Genomic DNA, 21,963 nt, shown 5'->3' with positions numbered 1-21,963 from the left:
AGAGTTTATTTGGTGTGTGTACTTTTCAATACCAAAAGTACATTACGAGTTTTTTAGTTGCTTTGAACGAAAGTTCATTTTATTTTTGTTCTTAAGTTGATGGGCATGGGGGCCAAACCCTATTAGTGCAAAATTACCGTTATGGTTACAAGGAAGTTTTACATTCGGAGGTATTATATTAATTAAATATCGTCTATTTGTTATTTTGATTGGGATAATTATTTACATCACACTACTACTATTACTCAAAAAGACGAAGATAGGTCTTATGATCCGTGCAGGTGTAATGGATAAAGAAATGGTTCAAGCGCTTGGTATTAATGTAAAAGCGATATTTTCTTTCGTCTTTTTATTAGGAGCAGGGATGGCAGCTTTGGGAGGATTCTTATTAGCACCGTATTCGGGCGTTATTTTCGCCGAGATGGGCATGCAGTATGCAATTTTAGCTTTTATAGTAGTAATTATCGGTGGATTAGGAAGCGTACAAGGTTCAGCTATTGCTTCTTTAATTGTCGGATTAGCTGGTGCTTTTACAGCGTATTTTATACCAGATTTATCACTTGCAATTAATATGTTAATGTTACTATTTTTCTTAATAGTGAAGCCAACTGGACTTGTTGGTGAAAAGGGGTGAAATGGTGAACAACACATCGGACCGAATTAAAGTATACTTCGGAGTATGTATGCTCATTTGTTTAAGTGTATTTCCGTTCGTAAATGATTCACGGAGCCTGTTAATTTTGTTCGCTCAAATCTTTATCTTTGCTATTTTTGCAATGAGTTTTGATGTATTGCTTGGGTATACAGGAATTGTATCGTTCGGTCATTGTATGTTCTTTGGGATAGGAGCATATGGGGTAGCGCTTTTATTTGATCGACAAGGCGTATCAATAACGAACTTTTTAATTGGAATAGTAGCTGCAATTATCGTTTCAGCAATCGTTAGTTATATAATTGGTTTGCTTTCTTTACGATTGAAAAGTCATTTTTATGCAATGTTAACACTTGCTATTTCACAGTTGTTTTTCGTCCTTGCTGAAAAATGGCGTGGGCTCACTCACGGAGGAGATGGTTTTACATTTGGTGTACCAGACGTATTCCGTGATCGTTTTACGTTTTATTATGTAACACTTATATGTTTACTTATCATTTTTGTTCTCTTACGTCTTTTCACCAAATCTTCTATTGGAAAAGTATTAAAAGCAATTTCACAAAATGAGCAACGTGTTGAAGCACTAGGATATAAAGTGCTTCATTATAAAATTATTGCTAGCATTGTTGCAGGAGTAGTAGCTGCGATTAGCGGTGGTTTATTTGTGATCACATTGCGTTTTGTTAATACGACTGTATTTTCAATTGAAATGACATTAAATGCATTATTGATGACGATGATTGGTGGGGTTGGAACGTTAATTGGAGCAATTGCAGGAGCTGGAATTATTGAATCCCTAAAATATTATTTATCAGAACTAGCTACAGAGTATCCGATCTTTGAACGATGGACGATTATTCTTGGTTTATTGTACATTATCGTATTGCTAGTTTTCCCGAAAGGATTAGTTGGCACGGTTAAGGGACTGAAGAATATGAAACGGAATAAGAAGGAGAAAAGTGCAGAAGTGGAGCAAAATGTGTGAAAAATCAATTGTATAGAATATGAAAATCCCTCTTTTAGATTCATAAAGGAGGGATTTTTATTAACCAAATAGTTCATCAGGGATTTGTTTGAAGGAGTTTTGATTTGTAAAAAAATGAACAGCTAATTTCTCAACTGGAACATCTTCAATTGGTACCAATTTATCATTTTTAATCGGCAAAAAGGCTATCCCTTTTCCGTCCTGAATAAACTCTTCCATAAGCGAATAAGAATCTAATTGTTGAAGTTGACGCTGAGATAAATTATTTTCTTTTAGAAATTGTATCGTCTTATTTCTAAAAGGACACTTTTTGTCATTACTAACGAAGAAGAGTTCCTTTGAATAGTCAATGATACATTTTTCTTGATCTTTTAGTAAGCCTATAGAAATTGAAGTAGTAAATACTTTTTTAAAACCTGCACCAGAATCATCCTCATAAGTGATGACCATATCAACTTTTTGTTGCTGCAGTAATTTTGGCAAATGACTACTATTTTCTACATATATTTGATAATTCATGAAATTTTCTTTAATACGCTTACTTAAATAATTAGTCAAAATCGATTGTGACGTCGCGATTATATAAGAAGACCCACTTGTTTTAATTTTATCTTTCGCTTCTTCTAATAGAGTTAATATTTGATTCGTGTAATCTAATAAAATGTCACCAGAAGGTAATAAGGAAACGCCTTTGTTATCTCTATGTAGTAAAGGCGTTTCTAATTCTTGTTCTAATTTTTTGATTCGCTCAGTTACGTTCGGTTGAACATAACCTAACTCTTTAGCAGCTTTACTAATAGAACCCTCACTGGCTACAGTTTTGAATATAATAAGATCATTTATTTCCATATATCTCAGCCCCTTATGCACTATCATTATAAATGATACCAAACATAATTTATACCTATTTTACGTTAGCTACTTATCGATTTATCATAATGTATATAAGATTGAAAGCGAGTGATAAACATGATTGGAATGCAATATAAGGTCATTTTGCCAAAGGATTATGACATGGAAATTATTAAGAAAAGGGTAAAGGATAATGGTTATAAAACTGATGGTTTCCAAGCACTAAATTTTAAAGCTTATTTAATTACGGAAACGGAGAAAGACGGGAATTTTTATAACTGCTATGCACCTTTATATATTTGGAATGGTCATGAAGGGATGAATAAATTTATCTTTGAAGGGTATTACGATAACATTTTACAATCTTTTGGATGGCAACAAATAAATATAGGTGTTCCATTAGTGGTTAATCTAAGTGATGGATTTAAGAAAAGTAGATATGTTGTTGAATATGCAGGAAGTATTTCTCAAAGTAAAACACTGATTGGGACTCAATTAAAAACGATGAATGAAAATGTACAAAACAACGAAAAGTGTTTAGGGAATGTAATCGTTTATAATCCGGATAAATGGGGGTATAGTAGGTTTAATTTTTATGAAGAGAAGCCTGAAATTGCAGTGAATAAAGGTGTTACAGTATATGAGATTTTACACATTTCACGATGAAATTTTGTTGCATATAAAAAAATAAGAAAAGGAATGAAATGAAAAGTTAAGAATAATGATAAGCAAGAATTCATGTTTATATGAATTCTTACTTATCATTATTTATGCAATACTCTATCGATATATTTATTACATTTTTTCTTGCTTTTTTATCACTTGCGTAGTAAAGTGATAGTAAGATGAACGCTAGGAAGTGACAAAACATGCGTGATAATACGATAGGATCATTAATATGGTTACGTTTAATACGATTTACGAACCAAAGTAATCAAATGTCAAATGAGTTTTTAAAACGTTTTGATTTAACGACAGCTCAATTTGATGTGCTTTTGCAAATACGTACGTATCAACCACTAACACAAATGGAGTTAGCTGAAAAGGTAACTGTTACACAAGGTGGTATTTCTCGAATGTTAACTCGTCTTGAGAAAGAAGGATATATTGTACGAAAACAAGATTGGAAAACGAAAACAATTAGTCTTACAGAGCAAGGGGAATCGGCCTTAGAGAAAGCATTGCCAGAGCAACTTGCATTTCAATCTTCGTTTTTTGATGATGTATTAAATGAAGAAGAGCAGAAAATATTATACGAGATAATGACGAAAGTTCATAAGCATAGTGAAAAAAAAGAATTACCGCAAGAGTAATTTTTTTTATGCTATCAATTGACTAATCAAGTGAAGGGGTAGGTAATACGGAGATATACCTGACTTACAACGTTTTTAGAAAAAAACGAATACTACTTTATTAAAGGGGAGAGTAACTATGGAAAAATACCGTATAGATATAAGAAAAGGAATTGAGTTTGGATTATATTCAATTGGTGATCATGTTTTAAATCCACATAATGGGGAGAAAATTACGCCAGAGAAAAGAATTCACGAACTAATTGAAACAGCTAAGTTAGCAGATGAGGCAGGGCTTGATGTGTTTGCTGTCGGTGAAAGTCATCAAACGCATTTTACAACACAAGCTCATACAGTTATTTTAGGAGCTATTGCACAAGCTACGAAAAATATAAAAATTGCAAGTTCAGCAACGATATTAAGTACATCTGACCCAGTTCGAGTATATGAGGATTTCGCTACAATTGACTTGATTTCTAATGGACGTGCAGAAATTGTGGCTGGTCGTGGATCTCGTATTGGGGGATATAGTTTACTTGGTTATGACGTGAATGATTATGAAGAATTATTCGAAGAGAAGATGGATCTTTTATTAAAAATTAATAACGAGGAACATGTAACATGGAATGGACAGTTCAGAGCACCGCTCGCACATGCATCGGTTATTCCGAGAGCGAAAAATAATAACTTACCAATTTGGCGTGCGGTTGGAGGTCCACCAGCTAGTGCAATTAAAGCGGGACGCGCGGGTGTACCAATGATGATAACAACACTTGGTGGTCCAGCAATTAACTTTAAAGTGTCAGTAGATGCTTACCGCGAGGCTGCTGTACAAAGTGGATTTGATACAGCTAGTTTACCAGTTGCGACAACGAGTTTATTTTATACGGCAAAAAATTCGCAAGATGCACTTAGTGAATATTACCCTCACATTAATGCTGGTATGCTTACACTGCGCGGTGGTGGGTATCCGAAACAGCAATTTACAAATGCAATAGATTACCGTGATGCTTTAATGGTTGGTAGCCCACAACAAATCATTGAGAAAATGCTTTACCAATATGAATTGTTTGGCCAACAACGCTTTATGGCACAAATTGATTTTGGCGGTGTACCATTTGATAAAATTGAGAAAAATATTGAATTAATTGCTACTGAAATTTTACCAGCCGTTAGAAAACATACAGCAAAATAAATAAAAAAACTGAGAGTTTAATCGACTCTCAGTTTTTTTACTTGTTCTGGAAAAATGACAAAAAAATGAACTTTTAGTCGAGGAAGAGGGAAGTTATTTTCTATTTTTGAATAACATTATTTTGAGTTTGAATTTTGAAAATACATTTTTCTCTTGACAAAAAACAAGTATTTATCGAGGGTGGTTTCGAGGACATTTTTTTTGGTGGAAGTCAAGTATATGAAGAAAAAAACGATTGTTTTATAGATATAAAGTAAGCCGTATATTGAAAAAACACATTTTGCTAATGAGAAAAATCTGCTTCAAAAAAATGACAAAAGACATATTTCAGACAAAATGATGTCAACAATACGTCAAAAATAACCTGAATTTACTATGCAGGTATATTATACAATTCGATTAACGAATAAAACACTACAGAAATAGTGAAAAGGTAAAAAATAGCATTACAATAGTTTGAAAAACTGAAACTTCATATTTTTCGACAATACATACAAAATGTTTTTGTCTTTTCGTATTTCTTAATAATTGAGTTTGATAAGATTGCTCAATTAACTTTTATTATAAAAACTATGAAGGAAGTGATTTTAGTATGGAAACGCTCGAATTGGCACGAATACAGTTCGCATCAACAACGATTTTCCATTACTTTTTTGTTCCGCTGTCAATTGGTTTAGCTTTTATTATTGCGATCATGCAAACGTTGTATGTGGTAAAAGGGCAAGAAGTATATAAGAAAATGGCAAAGTTTTGGACGCAATTATTCCTTATTAACTTTGCAGTAGGTGTAGTAACAGGTATTTTACAAGAATTTCAGTTTGGTATGAACTGGTCAACGTATTCACGTTTTGTAGGTGATGTATTTGGTCCATCACTTGCAATTGAAGGATTACTGGCATTTTTCATTGAGTCTACATTCCTAGGTTTATGGGTATTCGGTGAGGATAAATTACCGAAGCGAATTCACTTAATGTGTATTTGGCTCCTTTCAATTGGAACGATGTTATCAGCATTCTGGATTTTAACTGCAAGTGCATTTATGCAGTCACCTGTCGGGTATGAAATGGCAGCGGATGGTCGTGCGCAAATGAATGATTTCTTAGCCATTATTCAAAACCCACAATTATGGGTACAATTCCCGCATACAATTACAGCGGCAATTGCAACAGGTGCATTCTTTATTGCTGGTGTAAGTGCATGGAAAATTACAAAAGGACAAGAAACTGTAGTATTTAAAAAATCTTTCCGAATTTCTATCATTGTTGGAACAATTACAACGGCGCTTGTATTATTCTTCGGTCATGCACAAGCGCAACAATTAATTAAGACACATCCAATGAAGATGGCGGCAGCTGAAGCGCTATGGAATACAAGTGAGGATCCAGCACCATTTACAGTATTTTCGAAAATTGATACAGAGAAGAAAGAAAATTCGTTTGAAATTCAAATCCCTTATATGCTAAGTCTATTATCGTATGATAAGTTTAGCGGTCAAGTTGAAGGGATGAATCAAATTCAAAAACAATATGAAGAAAAATATGGACCTGGAGATTATATTCCTCCAGTGCATACAATGTTTTGGAGTTTTAGAGCGATGGTAATGAGTGGAACATTCATGCTTCTTCTAGGAGCTTACGGATGGTTCTTATCAAGAAAAGATCGTTTAGCTGAAAAAACGTGGTATTTAAAATTAATGGTGTATGCAATTTCTCTTCCATTCATCGGTAATACAGTAGGGTGGATTATGACTGAAATGGGTCGTCAACCTTGGGTAGTATTTGGTGTAATGAAAACAGAAGATGCTGTATCACCAAATGTAACATTCGGTGAAGTATTATTCTCACTTATTTCATTCACATCAATGTATTTAATTATGGGTGGAATTTGTGTGTACTTATTTGTTCGTACCATTAAGGGCCACACGAATAAGAAAATGAAAAAGGATTATCAAAGCCATGATCCATTTGATAAGGAGGAAGAGTATGTTATCTCTTAATGAGTTGTGGTTTTTAGTTATTGCAATCTTATTTGTTGGATTCTTCGTACTGGAAGGTTTCGATTTTGGTGTAGGAATGGTTTCGAGGTTTTTAGGAAAGAATGATTTTGAAAAACGAGTTTACTTAAATACAATAGGACCGTTCTGGCACGCGAATGAAGTATGGCTTGTTTGTGCTGGCGGAGCCATGTTTGCGGCATTTCCGCACTGGTATGCAACTTTATTTAGTGGTTTTTATATTCCGTTTGTATTTATGCTTCTTGCTTTAATTTTACGAGGTGTTTCCTTTAAATTTCGTGCGAAAATAGATAATCATAAGTGGAAGAGTGCATGGGATTGGGGGATGTTTATTGGAAGTATGTTACCTCCTATCCTTTGGGGAGTTGCGATTGCAAACTTTATGGTAGGTGTACCTATTGATGAGAGTAAAAATGTTGTAGGTGGATTCTTGCAATTACTTCATCCATTTGCGTTACTTGGAGGAGTAATGTTTCTCCTACTATGTATTGTTCACGGATTACAATTTCTTACGATACGTACAACTGGTAAATTGAGAGAACGTGCACGAATTGCTGCAATAAAAATTGCACCATTTTCATTAATTACACTTCTTGTTTTTGCTGGTGTGGGGTTATGGAAAACCGACATTTTCACTGCTCATGGAACAGAATGGATTATGGTGCCAATCGGAGCTTTTGTAGCACTATTAGTGTCCACTTTATTAAATAAAAGAAGAAGAGATGGTTGGGCTTTCTTTATGACGAGTTTAACAATCATTTTACTAAGTGCGAGTGTATTTATCGGTATGTTCCCACGTGTTATGATTAGCTCTTTAGGAGCAATGAATGATTTGACAATTTACAACGCAGCATCAGGAGCTTATGCATTAAAACTTATGACTTACTTTGCGATTGCTATTTTGCCTTTCGTTATCGGAAGTCAAATATGGAGTTATTATGTATTTAGACAACCTGTTAAGTCAGAAAACGATTTGGAGTACTAATGAAAAGAAAAAGAGGACTTCCGTCTTATCCCGGTAGCCGTATTTTATATGTAGCGTTAACGATTATTAGTATTTTAGAAGCTTTTAGTATTATTGCGCAAACAATCTTTTTAGCACGAGCTATTACGTTTTTATTTCATGGAGAGACAGTACAAACAATATTAAGTGAAATTGTTTATTTTGGTATCGCGTTTGCAGCGCGTCACATAGTAGTTCGAACATCACAAATATTAGTGGAACGTTTTGCTGAAAAAACAGGGTCGTTACTAAGAAAACAACTAATAGAGGCATATTTCACATTAGGTCCAAGGTATGTTCAAACTGTTGGAACTGGTCATCTGGTTACCTTATCAATTGAAGGGATTGAGAAATTTAAAACATATATTGAATTAACGATTCCTAAAATGATTAGAAGTAGCATCGTTCCAGGTCTAATTGTATTATACGTTTTTACGCTAGATATTGAGTCTGGAATCATTTTAGTTGTAACGATTCCTATCGTGATCATATTTATGATTCTTCTCGGATTAGCAGCGCAAAAAATGGCAGATAGTCAGTACGAGATATATCGTGTACTTTCGAACCATTTTGTAGATACGTTAAAAGGTTTAGAAACATTAAAGTATTTAGGGAAAAGTGAACAGCACGAAGGAAAGATTGAAAAAGTAAGTAAAAGGTATAGAAAAGCAACGATGCGTACTTTGCGAGTTGCTTTTCTTTCTTCTTTTGCATTAGATTTCTTTACGAGTTTATCAATCGCGTTTGTGGCAGTTGGATTAGGGATACGTTTAATAGATGGAACGATTATACTATTACCAGCCCTTACAATTTTGATTTTAGCTCCGGAATATTTTCTGCCGATTAAACAAGTGGGAGCAAATTATCATGCAACATTAGATGGACAAATTGCGATGGAGCAAATAGAAGAGATTTTGCAACAACAACAAGGAATACAAAAGAAAGATTTAAATGAAGATATAGTATGGAATGCCTCTAGTAGCTTGAAATTACAAGACATCAAAGTTAATAATACTGAATCTGAAAAGGCTATATTAGAAGGAATTAATTTTACTTGGGAAGGTAACGGTGCTATTGGTGTTATTGGTGAAAGTGGTGCAGGCAAATCGACGTTAATCGACGTATTAGCAGGTTTTTTATCTCCTTCGAGTGGAAAGATGTTAGTAAATGGTGTAGAAGTTGATGGATCTACTCGTGAAGATTGGCAAAAAAATATCGCTTATATTCCGCAGCAACCTTATATTTTTCCGCTTTCATTAAAGGATAACATTCGTTTTTATGAAACAAATGCAACAGATGAAGAAGTTGAAAGAGTTATTAATGAAGTCGGCCTTCGTTCACTCGTTACATCACTTCCAAATGGGATGCACGAAAGAATTGGAGAAGGTGGACGTATGCTAAGTGGCGGACAAGAACAGCGTGTTGCTATGGCGCGTGCGCTTTTAAGTAAAAAACCAATCATTTTATTAGATGAGCCTACGGCACATCTTGATATTGAAACCGAATTTGAAATAAAGCAAGCGATGTTACGTCTATTTAATGGAAAGTTAGTATTTTTAGCAACCCACCGTCTACATTGGATGAAACAAATGGACCATATTCTTATTTTAAATAAAGGGGAAATGAAAGAAAGTGGGACGTATGAAGAACTTTTAGAGAATGAGACATTACATTTTCATAGGGAAGAGAGGGGAGAGAAATGAGTAACTGGGTTAAACCTTATATAAAACAAAATAAAGGTAGAATGACTTTAACTATTTTCCTTGGTCTTCTTGGAGTTAGTTCAGGAGCGATGTTACTTTTTATTTCAGGTTATTTGATCTCAAAATCTGCCCTTAGACCAGAAAATGTAATGGCTGTATATGTTCCTATTGTTGCAACAAGAGCGTTTAGTATAGGGCAAGCTGTATTTCATTATATAGAGCGCTTAGTCGGACATGATGTCGTACTACGTATATTAGAAAAAATGAGAACGAGGCTATATAGAATAGTAGAACCACAGGCGTTATTTTTCCGTTCTCGATTTCAAACGGGTGATATGTTAGGAGTGTTATCCGAAGATATAGAGCATTTGCAAAACCTATATTTACGTACAATATTTCCTAGCATATTAGCGCTAGTTGTTTATAGTATCTTCGTACTTGTTATCGGTGCATTTGATTTTGTTTTTGCACTTATTGTAGGTTGTATGTTAGCTATTATCGTTTTTCTTCTTCCATTTGTATCATTACTTTTGATGAAGAAACATCATGTTACTTTAAAGCAAGGAAGAAACCGTTTGTATCAACAACTGACAGATGCTGTTTTTGGATTATCTGATTGGCAAGCAAGTGGTCGTAAAGATGAATTTATTAATGAGTATGTAAAACAAAATGATCAGTTGTTAAAAATCGAAAAGAGAGTGAAACGCTGGTATCATATTCGGGACAGTATCATTCAATTAGTAGTAGGTATTGTAGTTATTTCGATGATCATATGGACTGGGAATGAAGCGGCAAGTGAACAAATTGCTCCTACAGTTATCGCAGCTTTCGTATTAATGACTTTATCTGTAACGAACGCGCTTATTCCTATTGCAGATGCCATCGATCGAATACCGTCGTATGTAGAATCTACCCATCGTCTTAATGGCGTAGAAAGTGATAGTGTTTTACATGATGAAACGGATTTGCATGGAGAGAAAGATTATATTGAACCAAAACATGTAGATATTGAACTGAATCACGTATCGTATAGTTATCCAGATAGTAATGAGATTGTATTAAAAGATGTATCATTACAAATAAAAGCAGGGAAGAAAATTGCTATTTTAGGGAGAAGTGGGACAGGGAAATCTACTTTACTAAAATTGTTAACAGGGGCGTTAAGCCCAGTAAATGGCCAAGTTGTACTAAATGGTGAACGAGCCCATACGAATCTTTTATCTAAATATATTTCTGTATTAAATCAAAAGCCGCATTTGTTTGATACGACAATTGGAAATAATGTACGAATTGGCAAACCAGAGGCGACGGATGAAGAGATATGGAAAGCTTTAGAGAAAGCACAATTAGCTTCACATGTTACTTCTCTTCCAGCCGGATTACAAACAAAAATGCATGAAATGGGAAAGCGGTTTTCTGGTGGGGAAAGACAAAGGGTTGCTTTTGCTAGAACTCTTATGCAAGAAACACCAATTATTGTACTTGATGAACCGACTATCGGTTTAGATCCAAAAACAGAATTGTCTTTAATTGAAACAATGTTTTCTGCAACGGAAGAAAAGACGGTTATTTGGATTACGCACCATCTTGTAGGAATAGAACATGTAGACGAAGTTATATTCCTTGATCGTGGCCAAATTGTCATGCAAGGTAGTCATAAACAACTTCTGAAAGAAAATGAAAAGTATCGTAAACTTTATGAGTTAGATAAAGGAATATAATTTGAATAAGCAATAATTGTAAAAATAGCTACGCCTAATGGTGGAGCTATTTTTTTGTTAGATTGCAGGTGTATATGATTGTTACGAATTAAAAATGAATTTCATATTATACATATAATGGAGGGGATGTACATGAAGGAGCAATATAAAATCATTGTTTTAAGTGATGAATTATCAGGGGATAGGATTCGAAATACGTTAGACAAAAATAAATGTAAAACAATAGTTCATGTTGTGGACGTTTCAGATGTTGTTCGTATAGAAAGTTCTTTTCAATATATAGTCATTTGGAGAGGGGACGCAGAAAAACTTACAAATGACTTGATAAATAGGGGCGTGCAAAGTTCAAAAATTATTAATTTAACAAAATACATGTATGAATGGAAGGATAAATTAATTTCTATCTATCAAATAAATCCGGATCTTATGTCTTTATACATTTCTATGAAAAAAGCAAAGAGTGATCCGACGTATGAATTGTTTGCTACCGGTTTGTCTTATCCGCATTGTGGCATAAGTACGGAGCTTCTCTCAAAAAAGTCAATAAAATTAACACTTCCATCGCAAGATCTATACTATGATTATTTAATAGCGTCACAACTTTTATCAAACAATCATTCATTTCAATATTGTTTAATAGGAATAGCCTATTTCTCGTTTTACTTTGATATGTCGTTATCATCTGAATCATATAGAATTCACAAAGTATATTATCCATTGTTTCAAGATGGTCATCATACTGTAGTTCACTCTCCTCTACCCACTGATGGATTCTCCCATCTAAATACTCCGAAACCACTTCTTTCTATTTTTAATTTGCATTTTGAATATATTTTATTAGACGAACTAAAAGATGAATCATTGACGCTGCCTTGGATAAATGCTGAGTGGAATACCACTCCTCTTCACATTCCTTTTGAAGAACACGGGAAAATAAGAGCAACTTCACATGCTAAATTGTCGTACCCTCATACTTTAGTTGAAAATAAAATGATTTTTAAAAAATATTTAGATTTACTGTTAAAAAATGATATAAAGCCACTAATTGTTGTGTTCCCTGTTACTTCACATTATTTCAATTGTAGTAGTAAGAAATTAAAAGAAGATTTTTATAAAGTTATAAATGATTTTCAAACTCAATATTCTTTTCAAATCATAGATCTATTTGATTCGCTATTATTTTGTGACGATGATTTTTATGATAGTGATCATATGAATAAAAAAGGTGCAAATAAAATGTCCGCATTATTAAATATGTTTATTCAGGAACGAAAAGTATGATAATTTGTTTCATGTTTGCATAAAAGTATATAGGCTCCATACAGTTAAAGTAATGTGATTTTTGTGTCGCGTATATAAATAATATGCGAAGAGGTGAGAGAGTTAAAATGAGAACTCGTATTGAAAGAACTGAAGAGGTGGTAGAGCAACTTCCGTTGGTAAGTGTATTAATTCCTACGTATAATCGTCCTCGTTACTTTGAAAAGGCGCTATGTAGTGTGTTAGAACAAACGTACCCTAATATAGAAATTATAGTTGGAGATGACAGCACGAATGATGAAACAGAAAAAGTGTTACAAAAATACTTATGTGATCATTCAAATATTATTTATATAAAAAATAGATCCACTCTCGGACAATTTGAAAATGCGCTAATGTTATTTAATGAAGCGAACGGTGAATATATAAATTTTTTAATGGATGATGATGTATTTCATGTGAATAAAATTGAAAAAATGATGAAGTATTTTTTCGATGATTTAGATAATGAAATTAAGCTTGTAACATCTCATCGTCAAGTCATTGATGATAAAGGGAAAGAGCTACGACATATTTATTCGACTGTCCGTTTATTTGAAGAGGATACCATTATAGCGGGAACAGAATTAGGAAATAAGGTAATTGTGGATCAAAAAAATTATATTGGAGAACCGACAACAGTTTTATTTCGTAAAAATGATTTACAAGAACCGTTTGGGATTTTTGATAAGAGGCGGTATTTATGTAACGTAGATATAGCTTCATGGTTATCTTTATTAAGTAAAGGAAAAGCTGTATATATAGCAGAGACACTTAGTTACTTTCGATTACATCCAGATCAACAGTTAAATGAATCTAATAAAATGATGGATGGGTTAGAAGATTTTTCACACAGTATTATAGCAGGAGAACAATATGGTTTCTTATCCACTGAAAAAGAGTTAGACAAAGCGATAACTAATTTTCTAGATTATGCAAGAAGGATAGTTCCATCATCAATATTATATACATTAGACTATTACCAAAAAATTAGAGCGAAGAAAATAAACATAGAAAAGAAAAAACAACATATAAATAATAATTCTTCTTTACCGAAAGTAAGTATACTTATTCCTGCATACAATAGACCTTATTACTTGGAATTAGCACTCAACAGCGCTTTGAATCAAACATATGAAAATATTGAAATTATTATTTCTGACGACAGTACAAATAATGAAGTCAATGCTATGATTCAACCGTACTTACGTGAATATGAGTGTATTACATATGTAAAAAATGAAACGCCGTTAGTTGCCGAAAACTTTAATAAGTGTGTAGAACTTGCGAATGGGGACTATATAAACTTTTTATTAGATGATGATTTATTTCATCATGAAAAGATCGAGAGAATGATGAAATACTTTTTGACGTTAGAAAATATTTCATTTGTGACGTCATATCGTGAACTGATTGATGAGAATGGAGAGATATTACCACCTTCAACATTAAATATGAAAATCGCGAAAGAAACTACACTTTTTGAAGGAAAAGAATTAGGGAATTATATGTTAAAAAACTTGAAAAATGTAGTTGGTGAGCCGACAACTGTTTTGTTTAATCGGAATTTGTTTGACGGGAAGTTTGGATATTTTAAAGGAAAGGCTTATTCTGCTATTAATGACATTGCAACTTGGCTAGATATGATGAGGAAAGGAAAAGTAGTTTATATACATGAACCTCTTAGTTATTTTAGACAGCATAGTGGACAAAATCAAAAACAAATGCATTTTATTTTAATGACAATTGAAGAGTGGATTGAATTAATTATAGATGCATATAATAGTGGGTTTTTAAGCTCCGAAAGTGAGTATAAAGAGAGTTTATCTTATTGTTTAGAAAATGCGGGATTTATAGTTAAGGATGCAGTAAGAAATGGCGAACTAGATCAAATTTATAATGAAAAGATAAAAAAAGGCTTAAACAAGTTAGTTGCTCATATGTTCGAGAAAGAATGTTGTTATTGTCAATATTGCAATCAACAATTTGAAAAATTTTCACCTTGGCCAGCACATTATGATTTTCCGAAATATAAATTTGAAATGTGGAATAAAGATACAGGGATATGTCCAGTTTGTAATTCGATGGATCGTGAAAGATTGTACCGTGCGTACATTGAAACGGAAACGGACTTGTTAAATAGAAACTATACAATGCTTCATATTGCACCTGAAGCAAAGTTAAGAGATTGGTTTAACGAGTATAAAAATATTACGTATGTATGTGGTGACTTAGAACCAAAGGATCCATTAATGAAGGAAATTGATGTTACAAGAATTACATATGATAGTAATACTTTTGATGTAATATTATGTAGCCATGTGTTAGAACACGTTCCTGATGATGACAAAGCAATGCGAGAGTTATATAGAGTGTTAAAGCCAAATGGATGGGGAATTATTCAAGTACCAATCGTAATGAATGTAGATTTTATTATAGAGAATGAATTAATTGTAACACCACAATTGAGGAAATTAGCTTTTGGTCAAGAAGATCATGTGAGAATTTACAATCAATCGGGATTTATTCAACGATTAATGAATGCAGGATTTAAGGTAGAATTATATAACATAGCGGAAAAACAAGGAATGAAAAGTGCTAGGAAATTTGGATTATCTGAAACAGATATGCTCTATATTGTCCGAAAATGATAGGAAGGAATAGATAGATATGGAGAATATTCCTTTTTTACGTGCTTCAACTGTACCTGTAAGTGAGTATTTGGACGAATTGAAGGAAATTGATACATCTCACATATATACGAATTATGGACCTATAAATCAACGTTTTGAGGAAACAATTATGTCGTCATTTTTTCAAAACAGGGGAGCTGTTACAACAGTAGCAAACGCAACGTTAGGGTTAATGGCGGCTATTCAACTAAAGAAAAGAAGAAAAGGAAAGTATGCTCTCATGCCTAGCTTTACATTCCCTGCGACTGCCTTAGCCGCTATTTGGTGTGGATTGGAACCTTACTTTATTGATATTTCAATAGATGATTGGTATATGGATAAAACCGTACTTTTGCATAAGATAGAAGAATTAAAAGAAGAGGTTGCGATTGTTGTCCCGTACGCCACTTTTGGATCATGGATGAACTTAGAAGAATATGAAGAATTAGAGAAGAAGGGGATTCCGGTTGTCGTAGATGCGGCGCCGGGATTTGGATTAATGAATGGAGGGATGCATTACGGTCAAGATTTTAGTGGAATGATCGTATATAGCTTTCATGCAACAAAGCCGTTCGGAATTGGTGAAGGAGGGCTCATATATAGTAAAAACGAAGAAGATATACAACGTATTAAAAGAATGGGGAATTTCGGATTTGATAAAAATCGTGAATGTACGATGATGGGGTTTAATTGTAAAATGTCTGAATACGCAGCAGCTATTGGGATTGCGACTATAAAAAAGTGGGATCAAAAATTAAAAGAACGTACCCGTATTTCTGAATGGTATAAACAGTTGTTACAAAATACTGGGTTAATGAAAAAGGGTGGAAAGTCCAAAAGACAGAAGCAGTTATTCACCAATTTATGCCTATCATTTGTCCAGAAGAAGTTCGCAACATACAAGTAATTGAAGAACTGAAAAAACAGAAAATAGAAGCTAGATTATACTTTTCACCATCTTGCCACCAACAAGTTCTTTTTAAAAACTATAAGTCGACAGATTTAACAAAAACGAATAAAATAGCAAAACGAATCGTAAGTTTACCTTTATGGGAAGGGATGACGAAAGAACTAGTAGAGCAAATTGTAATCTGTTTAGAGCAGAAGGTGGTGTCGGTAGATGAATAGTTTTTATAGTCAAGAAGAACTAAAGAAAATTGGATTTTTATCTGTTGGGAAAAATGTATTGGTTAGTAAAAAAGCAAGTATATATAATCCGAGTGCTATATCAGTTGGCAATCATGTAAGAATTGATGATTTTTGCATTTTAAGTGGTAAAATCACAATTGGAAGTTATTCGCACATATCAGCGTATACAGCGTTATATGGAGGGGAAGTTGGGATTGAAATGCATGATTTTGCAAACATCTCAGCTAAAACAATCGTATATGCAGTACTTGATGATTTCAGTGGAAATACATTAATGGGGCCAACCGTCCCGAATCAATATAGGAATGTGAAAGCAGAAAAAGTTATTTAAAAAAAACATGTGATTATTGGTGCTAATTCTATTATTTTTCCAAATGTAATTGTAGGAGAAGGTACGGCAGTCGGCGCGATGAGTATGGTAAAAGAGAGTTTAGATGATTGGTATATTTACGCTGGAGTTCCCGTAAGGAAAGTAAAACCTCGTCAAAAAAAGATGTTAGAGTTAGAAATTGATTTTTTAAAAAGCATTTATTCTTAACAAAAAAGAATGAATGCTTTTTATTTTTATCCCGCTATTTGCCGATAAAGAGTCGACTGGTGAGGGCTAATTAAAGTTTCACTTTATGATAGAGCAGAGTGTATCTTAACTTATTATGTTTTAAATTTTGCTGACCAAGGCAATACTGAGCCATAGTGAATGTAAAGTTGGAGGGCGAGCGTATATGTTTGATGAGGATGGGATTGTTTTAATTATGGAACCAGCTGATGAAAGAAATTTGAGGAGATTTATTTTTTCAGTGCCAAAGTCAGTGTATGAAAAGAAGGGGCTTACATTACACTATGGAACAGCTATAGGACAAGGGTATATGGATATAATTGAAGATATTATAAGCGTGCATATAGAAATAGATGTTGTAACGATAATAGGGCATGTAAGAGGGTAAATAGCTATTTGAAAAAGGCTATAAACAATTTAGCTAGAAGTTATGTATAGAGAAAATTACAGACAATTATAAGGACGAAGGGGGTCTAAAATGAAAATAAAATCAATTGTATTAGTATTCATAGTTTCAATTGGTTTAATGGGATGTTCAATAGTGGAAGAAGGAAAGAACTCCATAGATTATGCTCAAAAGGCGACAGACTATGTAAATGAAATAAGTGCATTTGCAAATGATGCACCAGCATTAGCAGAAAAGGCCGTTAATGATAGCGAGGCTCGAAAAGAATTAGAAACGAAGCTTAGTGAAATTAAACAAGATATACCCGCATTCAATGAATTAACGCCACCTGATGTAGCAAAGGATCTTCATCAACAAATCGTCGGATATAACGAAAAGTTAAATACGTTAATTGATACGGCGAAGACAAAGATAGAAGAAGGCAAAGTGGATGTAGAGCAATTTAAAAACTCTGAGCTTATGCAGACGGTAGATCAAGTTCGAGATTTGAAAGATAAAGTGCAAAATTTAGGTCAATAGTAAAAAGCTCCGTTTGTGATAAACGGAGCTTTTTACTATTGGATACAATAAACGATTACACCAACGATAATAATCATGTTGCCGATGAGTTTACGTTTCGTTATTTTTTCTCCTAGGAAATACCAACCAAAAATTAATATGATGATATAACTTAAGGATTCTAATGCTGATGCTTGTTTTAATGCCATGCCCTTCATGGCGATAACATTTAATCCGGCGTTAATTACAAATAAAGAGTAGCCGATAATAACATAAGGATTCACATATTCTTTTATTCTAGAATCGTATTGTTGCAAAGTAGCTTTTTTTAATAATATTTGTGAGTAATTAGCTAAAATTATCCCGAAAATAAATAATAACATATAACTATTCATCTTTTGTCACCACCACAATCCCGACGATAATAATAGCTGCACCAAGTAAATGATTCCACTGAATAGTATCTCCAAATAGAAATACTGACCAAAGCATTGACCACAGTATAATAATTCCGCGATGTGAATATGCTTTTGAAATTTCGAAATGTTTAATTACTTGTTGCCATAAAATTGCATATCCGAATAAAAGTATAACTAGTCCGAAATAAGCAACAAAAAATGAGATGGAAGCAATGGGGAATTTAGCTGCCCATTTCATGTAAACCATAATGATAGAATATATCAAAAAAGCTACATGTAAAAATACGTAATTTTTAATAGTTGGTTTCATTTATTCACTCTCTTTTGCATATAAATATATATTTATACCTAATTTTTCTAATGATATATATTGGAACGTATTTTGTTTAACCTTTCACATTCCAAATTATATAGTATCATGGCTTTTATTGTAAAACAATAGAAGCTATCTATGAATTCATTTTTTCCAAGGTTCTACAATATGTATCGTTTTATTTGTTGCATCCAACTCTACTTGAACACCGATAGGTATGGTAATCATGGGATGTGTATGACAACAATCGAAGTCAGCTAGAAAAGGAATTCTTTGATTTTGAAGTACTTCTAATAGTATTTCAAAAGGTTTTCGGTTGGTACCACAATCATCAAATTGCTCGTGTTTTCCAAGAATGATACCTGAAATTTTATCGAATACACCGTTAATTTTAAGTAATGAAAAGCTTCTTTCAATAGTAGCTGCATCTTTTGAACTGTCCTCAATAAAGAGAATGTCGCCTTCTTGAATATGTGGCATATAGGGGCTACCCAAAATTCCTTGTATCGTGTTTAAATTCCCGCCAATAATACGCCCAGTAGCTTTTCCATCAATTACTGAAATCCAATCGTTTGGTCGAAGTTCTTTCTCCTTCGTCTTTTCTTCCCAATTAATAAATTCATCTGACCAAAATAATGGTTGTTTTATATGATAAGGAAGAGAATGATCATGTAGTAAAGTTTCAGCAAAATATTTGTATGTGCAATCAACAAAAGGTTCAAATTCGCCAAAGGAAGGGACGAGAGCTGGTCCATAAAATGTAGGGATTCCTGTTTTGGCGTAAATTCCTAGTAATAAAGCAGTTGCATCTGAATACCCAATCATTATTTTAGGGTTCTTTAGAAAAGCATCATAATCAATATAAGGTAATATTGAATTTGAATTCATCCCACCAATTGTTGACATAATACAAGAAACATTAGGATTTCTTATCAAGACATTTAGTTCCTCAGCACGCTCTTGTATACTACCAGAACGATAAAAATCATATCGACCTGTTAATGAACCTTCTAATATATGAAACCCTTTCTGTTGTAAGTAAGATTTTGCTCGTTCAAATCTTTTTGGAGAAGTGTAGGTTACTGGTGAAGAAGGGGAGTAGATCCCAACTGTGTCTCCGTATTTTAATGATTTTGGAAGTAGCATTTGTATGAATCCCTTCTATTAAATAGTTTATCTCGCTATTTGACGGGTAGCCCAATTGGTGGGGCTGATTAAAGTTTCGCTTTATTTACGAGATTTTATTATTGAATATTCTTACGTTTCAATATTGTAAGTTTAACATAAATAAATTAAAATAATCATTGCTGTATATGAATAAATATACCTTTTACCTTGACTATATAAAGGAATTGTTGTTAAGGTTAAATGTGAGTGTATAAAAGGTTTGCTAAAGGAGTTTTGAAATGAATCGGTTAAAATGGGGAAGGATGACAGTCCTATTAGTTATTATTTTAGGGATATGTTGGTTCTTATTCCAAGGAAATCAAAAGAGCATAGCGAATGTAGAGGGACAACCTTTGCAAGTGGCAGAACTACCTAAAGCAGGATTTACTAAAAAAGTAGTCCCGCCAAAGTACATCCCACCAGAAATTAACGCAAAAGCAGCTATGATTATCGATGCGAGTGATGGAGATATTATTTATCAATATAATGAAAATGAAGCTTTTGCACCGGCTAGTATGTCTAAGATGATGACAGCGTATCTCTTACTAGAGAGTATACATAACGGGAAAGTTCGCTGGGAAGATCCAGTAAAAATGAGTGCGAAGGCGGCACAAACAGAAGGAGCGAGAATCCCAGTACAAGTTAATGACACATTAACTGTTAAAGATTTATATCATGCATTAATGATTGAGTCAGCTAATAATTCGGCTGTGGCTTTAGCAGAACATATGGCAAAATCGGAGAAAGATTTCGTTCAGCTTATGGATGCAAAAGCGAAACAGTTAAAAATGTCGGAACATGCTAAATTTGCAAATGCTTCTGGATTACAAGAGCCAGATGGAAGTGAAACAAAAATGACGGCTGGTGATGTAGCACAATTGGCGTATCATCTTATAAAAGATTATCCGGAAATATTAGAAGTGACTCACTTACGCCAAAGTCAGCTAGCATTTAATAATATTAATGTTATAAGCACAAACGACATGTTAAACAAAAATAATAAAAGTTTATATATAGAGGGAATGGACGGACTAAAGACTGGATTTACAGATAGTGCAGGATACTGTTTTACTGGGACTGCAAAGCAAGGTGATAATCGAATTATTACAGTGGTCATGGGGACATCCAGTAAAACAAAACGTTTTACAGAGACAAATAAGTTAATGTCGTATGCATTTGGATTAGTTAATTAAGTAAGTAAAATACGAATCTAGATCGCTACATAAGTAAGACTGTTTGTTGTTACTAATTTTAGATAACAACAAACAGTCTTTTTATTTTAAAAAGGAAAAAGCTTCTAAATATAAGTGTTATTATTTGAGTTTGTTTGTTGCTGTGATATTATAAAGTTATAAGCTTATTAATAATAAGTTTGAGGGGCGTAATATGATATATACATATAAAATAGCCTCAATTGAAAATTGGAGGGAATTATGATGGCAAAAGATTTTTACTCAGCAATTGAAGACAGAAGATCTATTTATGCAATTAGTAAAGAGCAAGTAGTTTCTGATGAGAAAATTCAAGAAGTGATTTATCATGCTGTAAAACATACACCTTCAGCTTTTAATTCTCAAAGTGCTCGCGTTGTTGTTTTATTAGGAGAACAACATGATAAATTATGGGATATTACGAAAGAAACGTTACGAAAAATTGTACCTGAAAATAACTTTGCACCTACTGAAGAAAAAATGAATGCATTTAAAAGTGGTTATGGAACGGTTTTATATTTTGAAGACAGTGAAGTAGTGGAAAGCCTTCAAGCTAACTTTGCATTATATAAAGATAATTTCCCAACTTGGTCTCAGCAATCATCAGGAATGTTACAATTTGCAATTTGGACAGCTTTAGAAATTGAAGGGTTTGGTGCTACGTTACAGCATTACAATCCGCTAATTGATGAAGAAGTGAGAAAAGAGTGGGATGTTCCAGAGAATTGGAAACTTATTGCGCAAATGCCATTTGGTAAACCGGTAGTACATGCTGGTGAAAAAGAATTCCAACCGCTAGAGGACCGTGTGAAAATTTATAAATAATTTAAAAAGGTGAACAGGAATATAACCTGTT

18 protein-coding genes and 3 pseudogenes are annotated in these 21,963 nt (G+C 33.4%); 17 read left to right on the top strand and 4 right to left on the bottom strand.

The genetic code is table 11. The features are described from left to right. Positions 1-106: 106 nt before the first annotated feature. Together ACS2CR_RS25955 and ACS2CR_RS25950 are read left to right on the top strand one after the other, a co-directional pair. Positions 107-634, top strand: a pseudogene (locus ACS2CR_RS25955) (branched-chain amino acid ABC transporter permease); the annotation flags it as partial. 49 nt (positions 635-683) lie between these two features. Then, on the top strand, positions 684-1,637 hold the full coding sequence (locus ACS2CR_RS25950) for a branched-chain amino acid ABC transporter permease (protein WP_053512690.1): 954 nt from the start codon (positions 684-686) through the stop codon (positions 1,635-1,637). Positions 1,638-1,697: 60 nt separating this feature from the next. Here the strand turns inward: ACS2CR_RS25950 and ACS2CR_RS25945 are convergent, their stop codons facing one another. Beyond that, entirely contained in the window at positions 1,698-2,486 is a 789-nt protein-coding gene (locus ACS2CR_RS25945; RefSeq protein ID WP_000405005.1) for a LysR family transcriptional regulator, read from the bottom strand. A 120-nt stretch (positions 2,487-2,606) separates the two neighbouring features. On the opposite strand from ACS2CR_RS25945, the gene ACS2CR_RS25940 reads away from it, so the two are divergent. The 13 genes and pseudogenes from ACS2CR_RS25940 (at position 2,607) to ACS2CR_RS25880 (ending at position 18,018) form a co-directional block, all read left to right on the top strand. Beyond that, entirely contained in the window at positions 2,607-3,155 is a 549-nt protein-coding gene (locus tag ACS2CR_RS25940) for a DUF4865 family protein (protein ID WP_000579895.1), read from the top strand. A 203-nt stretch (positions 3,156-3,358) separates the two neighbouring features. Beyond that, positions 3,359-3,802, top strand: a complete 444-nt coding sequence (locus tag ACS2CR_RS25935; RefSeq protein ID WP_053512676.1) for a MarR family winged helix-turn-helix transcriptional regulator — start codon at positions 3,359-3,361, stop codon at positions 3,800-3,802. Positions 3,803-3,920: 118 nt separating this feature from the next. Further along, positions 3,921-4,976 (top strand): LLM class flavin-dependent oxidoreductase, encoded by a 1,056-nt coding sequence (locus tag ACS2CR_RS25930; RefSeq protein WP_053512677.1) that lies wholly within the window; start codon positions 3,921-3,923, stop codon positions 4,974-4,976. 592 nt (positions 4,977-5,568) lie between these two features. Further along, a complete protein-coding gene (gene cydA / locus ACS2CR_RS25925) occupies positions 5,569-6,972 on the top strand; it encodes a cytochrome ubiquinol oxidase subunit I (RefSeq protein ID WP_043935022.1) in 1,404 nt (467 codons plus the stop codon). Further along, complete coding sequence (gene cydB, locus ACS2CR_RS25920) at positions 6,959-7,975, top strand: cytochrome d ubiquinol oxidase subunit II (RefSeq protein ID WP_053512678.1); 1,017 nt, start codon at positions 6,959-6,961, stop codon at positions 7,973-7,975. The genes cydA and cydB overlap by 14 nt, the downstream gene beginning before the upstream one ends. Beyond that, positions 7,975-9,696 (top strand): thiol reductant ABC exporter subunit CydD, encoded by a 1,722-nt coding sequence (gene cydD / locus ACS2CR_RS25915; RefSeq protein ID WP_053512679.1) that lies wholly within the window; start codon positions 7,975-7,977, stop codon positions 9,694-9,696. Before cydB ends, cydD begins: the two co-directional genes overlap by 1 nt. Beyond that, positions 9,693-11,417 (top strand): thiol reductant ABC exporter subunit CydC, encoded by a 1,725-nt coding sequence (cydC, locus tag ACS2CR_RS25910; protein ID WP_053512680.1) that lies wholly within the window; start codon positions 9,693-9,695, stop codon positions 11,415-11,417. Before cydD ends, cydC begins: the two co-directional genes overlap by 4 nt. A 132-nt stretch (positions 11,418-11,549) precedes the next feature. Continuing rightward, positions 11,550-12,698, top strand: a complete 1,149-nt coding sequence (locus ACS2CR_RS25905; RefSeq protein WP_053512681.1) for a hypothetical protein — start codon at positions 11,550-11,552, stop codon at positions 12,696-12,698. 107 nt (positions 12,699-12,805) lie between these two features. Further along, complete coding sequence (locus ACS2CR_RS25900; RefSeq protein WP_053512682.1) at positions 12,806-15,367, top strand: glycosyltransferase; 2,562 nt, start codon at positions 12,806-12,808, stop codon at positions 15,365-15,367. 19 nt (positions 15,368-15,386) lie between these two features. Next, a pseudogene (locus ACS2CR_RS25895) lies at positions 15,387-16,516 on the top strand (DegT/DnrJ/EryC1/StrS aminotransferase family protein). Continuing rightward, positions 16,509-17,075: pseudogene (locus ACS2CR_RS25890) on the top strand (acyltransferase). The pseudogenes ACS2CR_RS25895 and ACS2CR_RS25890 overlap by 8 nt, the downstream one beginning before the upstream one ends. A gap of 184 nt (positions 17,076-17,259) precedes the next feature. After that, a complete protein-coding gene (locus ACS2CR_RS25885; protein ID WP_000459099.1) occupies positions 17,260-17,481 on the top strand; it encodes a hypothetical protein in 222 nt (73 codons plus the stop codon). A gap of 90 nt (positions 17,482-17,571) precedes the next feature. Then, positions 17,572-18,018 carry a DUF6376 family protein gene (locus tag ACS2CR_RS25880; RefSeq protein WP_000695229.1) on the top strand — a complete coding sequence of 149 codons (447 nt, stop codon included), beginning with the start codon at positions 17,572-17,574 and terminating at the stop codon, positions 18,016-18,018. A 35-nt stretch (positions 18,019-18,053) separates the two neighbouring features. Here ACS2CR_RS25880 and ACS2CR_RS25875 read toward each other — a convergent pair whose 3' ends face one another. The 3 genes from ACS2CR_RS25875 to ACS2CR_RS25865 form a co-directional block, all read right to left on the bottom strand. After that, positions 18,054-18,392, bottom strand: a complete 339-nt coding sequence (locus ACS2CR_RS25875) for an EamA family transporter (protein WP_001089868.1) — start codon at positions 18,390-18,392, stop codon at positions 18,054-18,056. Then, positions 18,385-18,726 carry an EamA family transporter gene (locus tag ACS2CR_RS25870; RefSeq protein WP_000805125.1) on the bottom strand — a complete coding sequence of 114 codons (342 nt, stop codon included), beginning with the start codon at positions 18,724-18,726 and terminating at the stop codon, positions 18,385-18,387. The genes ACS2CR_RS25875 and ACS2CR_RS25870 overlap by 8 nt, the downstream gene beginning before the upstream one ends. Before the next feature lie 147 nt (positions 18,727-18,873). After that, on the bottom strand, positions 18,874-19,875 hold the full coding sequence (locus tag ACS2CR_RS25865; protein WP_000926335.1) for a S66 family peptidase: 1,002 nt from the start codon (positions 19,873-19,875) through the stop codon (positions 18,874-18,876). A gap of 260 nt (positions 19,876-20,135) precedes the next feature. Here ACS2CR_RS25865 and ACS2CR_RS25860 point away from each other — a divergent pair, with 260 nt between their 5' ends. After that, entirely contained in the window at positions 20,136-21,089 is a 954-nt protein-coding gene (locus tag ACS2CR_RS25860) for a D-alanyl-D-alanine carboxypeptidase family protein (RefSeq protein WP_001080874.1), read from the top strand. 240 nt (positions 21,090-21,329) lie between these two features. After that, on the top strand, positions 21,330-21,932 hold the full coding sequence (locus tag ACS2CR_RS25855; RefSeq protein WP_001987122.1) for a nitroreductase family protein: 603 nt from the start codon (positions 21,330-21,332) through the stop codon (positions 21,930-21,932). The last annotated feature ends 31 nt before the right edge of the window (positions 21,933-21,963 follow it).

Source organism: Bacillus cereus group sp. BceL291, assembly GCF_051776705.1.
Classification (GTDB): Bacteria; Bacillota; Bacilli; order Bacillales; family Bacillaceae_G; genus Bacillus_A; species Bacillus_A cereus.
The sequence above is the reverse complement of the archived record's forward strand: the minus strand, read 5'-3'. Positions and strand labels throughout refer to the sequence as shown.